Source organism: Vibrio sp. 10N.247.311.14 (genome assembly GCF_041467715.1).
GTDB lineage: Bacteria > Pseudomonadota > Gammaproteobacteria > Enterobacterales > Vibrionaceae > Vibrio > Vibrio crassostreae_C.
Genome location: NZ_JBFSVE010000100.1, coordinates 1 through 4,675, shown reverse-complemented (window position 1 = coordinate 4,675; position 4,675 = coordinate 1). Strand labels below are relative to the sequence as shown.

Below are 4,675 nucleotides of genomic sequence, written 5' to 3'. Positions count from 1 at the left end.
TATGAGGTGATGATATCACCTCTTACTAAGTGACCAAATTCAGCGTACCACTACAAAGGACCATAAACGAGTGAAAGACGCGGGTATGACTCGCAAATTGAAATGAATGTATCTAGCAAAACCTCCAACTCACAAAAAGGCCCCGCATACGCGAGGCCTTGGTTTTATCTATAGAATGAATACATCCATCCTTTAACGACTACAGCGCCCTACTTCACTGACTCCACCGCTTTCATCGACATTGTGGAATAGTTCTAGTAGACCAAAATCTCCCCCTCTAACTCCCCCTCAAATGGAGTTCACCGATCTCTTTAGATTAACGTCCGAGGGGGAGAACATTCTTTGTCGCTGAACATATGCCAGTACATGTAGCGATCGGTATTCAGTTCCTCCCCTTTCCAATTACCAACAAGAGATTGGAGATGTAAACCAAGGGGAGGTTAGGAGGGGATTATCAGCCTACTCTCACGTACAACCACCCTACTTCACTGACTTCACCGCTTTCATCAACGTTGTGTTGAACTGTTGTGGTTGTTCTAGCATTGGGAAGTGGCCTGAGTCTTCAATATAGTAAATGCTGTAATCCTTAATGTGTTTCTTGTTCGCTTCTGAATCGGTTGGCCATAGGTGAGCGTTGACCAATATGACTGGCACGCTCACGTTCTCATACACGCGGTGGGCTTCGCCAGCCACGTATTGGCCTAGATAATGGCGGAACTGGTTTATCGCGATAGCTGGCGGTGCTGATGCCATGTCTTGTGTTACCCAGTAAAGTAAATCCGCGTCTACGTCTTTTGGTAACGAGTCTTTCACGAACGTAGTAATGCCCGCTTGAAAGTCTGCTTCAAAAGGTTTGGTCATTGCATCTAAGTCGCTTTGTGAAACCGCGAGTGCGACGTTTTGCGATGTGTCGGCACCAATAATGCCCTTCACCCTTTTCGGCATCAGTTTGGCAGCTTCTGCAATAACACCACCCGCCATGGAATGCCCGACCAAGATGACGGATTCAAGTTGTTCTTTGTCGATGACGGCTTTGATGTCTTCAGCGAATGCAACCATGGTGTACTCTTCACGATTAAACGATGAGTTACCGTGGCCTGCTAAGTCCATGGTGATCACTTGGTACTGCTTTGAAAACTCACTCACTTGGTTTTGCCATAGCCTGCTGTCTAAGCTCCAACCGTGAATGAAGATAAGTGCTGTATCCCCACTCCCGCTTTTGCCATACGCAATTTGCTCACCATCGTGAGATATCGCAATACCGTACTTAACTGTTGAGTCATGAGCCATGGTATTCATGCTACCAAGCGCCATGAATACCAAGAGTGTGATGTTTAGAATTAAACGTTTCATAGTATCTCTCTACTTACTTTAGAGGAAGCATAGAAAGCGCCCCTCTCAATCAATATAGTCACTATAAAGTGTGAAGTTGTAGACGGGTCAAGGGGCCGTACATAAAGGTTTGACTTTTCGAAGGTTTCTTTCGTTTTGATGTAATTGAATAAAGCCATGGGTTTTAGTTTGGTCGACATAACAAATTTGACATAATCAAATGAGCTAGCGCACACAAACTTACTTTTATCGTTAATTTAGACTCAACGAATAATTATAGTGGATACAAAATAATTTAAGTCAATGGCAGGTTATGAGAGCATTAATCAGTAGCTTATGTGAACAGGATGAACAAGTTTACTTAGAATTCAAATCTGAGTGGTATTGGGCTGGCCGTTCTGTGGATGAAAGGAAGTGGGGAGAGTTTCTTAAAGACTTTGCTGCGTTAGTAAACTGTACACCCGACCATGTTGATGATCATAAGTACTTGATTATAGGCGTGGATGAGACTAAGGAAAATCTGGACAGGTTTAACAATGTTAGCATCAAAAATATTGGTTTTGAGACAGTTGATAACCTAAAAGATAAAATAGATGAAAAGCTAAAAACATACTTTAGATTTGAGGATAATAAACAGGTTAAAGACTGTTATGAACTTAAAGAAGAAAAATTCAACGGTAAAACCATATTATACTTTAATATAAAACCTGTTCGAAGTTTATTAGTTTTAAGTAAAGACCTCAGGGATAAAAAGCGAACAGAGAAACTTGGAAATGTTTTCATTAGGGCTTCAAAAAGTAATTGTGAACCAGAAGTAAAGAATGCATGTCCTAATACTATAAGATTAATATGTGATAAGTTTAAAGAACGTAGTCCAAGAATAAAAAAAGAAAGCAACATTGGTAAAAGTGTTCAAAAAACGGTACGTCTTTTCTTAAATAAAAATTCAATATTTAAAGAAGTTGGATACAAATCTGAAAAGAAATGGAAAGATAAAATATTATTTGAAGTTTATAACTTAGAGTCTGATTTTTTAGGTAAGTTTGACATTGTGTACCTTTTTAAAAGTGCAAACCAAATTAAAACTAGAGAATATCTAATTTCTAACGGAATAATTAGTGAGATATCTAAAAAGTATATTCTGGTAGATGACGGAATAAATATTGATTTCGATGGTGTAAAAAACAAGTTCTCGGCTGAACAAGTATACACGCTAGGAGGCTTCGCTAGAGAACATTTATATAGTGATTTGCTCAATGAAGACTCATACCATGACGGGCAATTTAAAAAGCAACGTCAGATCAAAAACTTTATTGAACCTAGTACAGTTGGTTGCAACGACAAAAATGCAATTCTTCTGTTAAATGAATGGTTTTTTACCAGTTCTAACCCTCTCATGGTGGTTAAAGGTTATGGTGGGGTAGGAAAAACCACGCTAGTAAAATATTTCCTCGACAAAGTACACCTATTCAATAGAGGTGTTTCAGATGGATATCGTGTAGTATTTATAGATTCAAAAAGAATTATTGATGAGATCTCAACAGAAGGTATGATCGATAATTTATTTTATTTCTACAATGCTCACGCAAAAGTTAACGACTTCGAAAATAAATTCAACCAAGAGTTACTCGAGCTTTCTATAGATAATGGTAATATATTAATCGTTGTTGACGGAATAGACGAAGTAATCGCAAAGTTGAATAATAAATTTGATGTGAACTCATTTATTGAGAGCATTTTTGAAAGTTATTTAATTGGTAATGAGAAAACCAAGATAATATTAACGTGTAGGGATTATTTTTGGGATCTAAACACAGACGATAATTATAACATCAGTAAACTTGAATTAAGCCCATTTACTCGAGAGCTAACAGAGAAATTTTTCGCCAAAGAATATAACAAAGATTCATCTGAATTTAGAAAATGTATGGAATATGCTGATGAATTCAAATTCGACACTAAAACGGAAGGCGATAATCGATATGTTTATATTCCATATACCTTAGATCTAATATCAGACATGATAAAACAAAAAAGAGAATTTGGAGTAGTCAATCGCGATGATATTGAAACAACATTGTTAAAAAAGGACTTAACTGATGATTACTTTATTGGTCGAATATGCAATCGAGAAATACAAAAACTAGAAAATGTAGATGTTGACTCCCAAATAAAGTTTTTTATGAAACTTTCAATTTTTCACAACGGGTTAATACATGAGTCAAATTTAACAAATCTATTATCTCATATAGACCTTAGGAATAAAAAAGATATCGAAGAACTATTCAAGGGACACACACTTGTTAACTTTGATAACTCTTCGAAGTTACTATCATTCAAATATGACTTTTTTAAAGAGTTTTTTGTTAACCTTTATATATGTAGCTTCTTAAATAGAAAAGATTTATCTAAATATAGTGATGAGTTGGTAAATGTAGTATCTGAGTTTGTTAAATACAATACTGCGTTTACTAATAGAATATCAAAACGAGTTAATTTTGATGAAGACTTAGAGATTTTCATCATAGAACTCATTGAGCTTAGCATAAAAACCTTAAAAGAAGGTGAAAAAATTCTACATAGAAGAGTGATATCAAGCTTAATCTGCATATTATTATCTTGTCATCAAAATACTATTGGAAAGCTAACAATTGAAGACTGTACCAATATTATTAAAGACATATTTGGTGATAATCTCGAATATTTCTCTATCATAAATTTATTTGGTAAGGATAGCGACAAGCTAATTTTTGACTTTAGGAATAAAGTCATAAGTAATGTATGGATGGAAAACTACCCTTTCTTTTGGGAATGTCGTTTTGATAATGGTACAACATTCAACTCTAGTACATTTAAACATTTAGAACCTAGGAACAATGTAACAATTCCTAAAATTCATGACAATATGTTTGTTAACTGTGATACATCTGGAATACATGATCTAATTGTAAGCAGCAACAACCAACAAGATCAAAAGAACAAAAGTCTTGTGGACGACGTTAAGAAGATATTTAAGCTTTTTGATACAGGTGGAACACTAAAAGAACAGAAAACTGAGCGTATAGAAAAACACGCTAACTCTATTGTTTTGAAAGAACTCAAGAAAAACAAGGTAATCACTCCGTATGTTAACCCTAAAAAGCCAAGAATTAGACAGTATAAAGTTCATGATGACTACTTAGATATAATTAATGTGTTGGATCAAAACGGTACTAGTTATGAACTTGAGAGAGTTATGAAATTAATAACCTCCTGAGAGCAATAAAATATCCATATAATTCCAAACATATTAATCGAGTAGGAGGAGGCCTCACGGCCTCCGTCCTCTCACACCACCGTACAA

Annotated in this window: 2 protein-coding genes; one reads left to right on the top strand and one right to left on the bottom strand. The window is 35.7% G+C overall.

All coding sequences use genetic code 11. The annotated features are described in order from the left end of the window. Window positions 1–480: 480 nt before the first annotated feature. Complete coding sequence (locus AB6F11_RS21440; protein ID WP_102393738.1) at window positions 481–1,353, bottom strand: alpha/beta fold hydrolase; 873 nt, start codon at window positions 1,351–1,353, stop codon at window positions 481–483. Window positions 1,354–1,645: 292 nt separating this feature from the next. Between AB6F11_RS21440 and AB6F11_RS21435 the strand changes: the two genes are divergently transcribed. After that, entirely contained in the window at window positions 1,646–4,588 is a 2,943-nt protein-coding gene (locus tag AB6F11_RS21435) for an NACHT domain-containing protein (protein WP_102393739.1), read from the top strand. Window positions 4,589–4,675 lie beyond the last annotated feature (87 nt).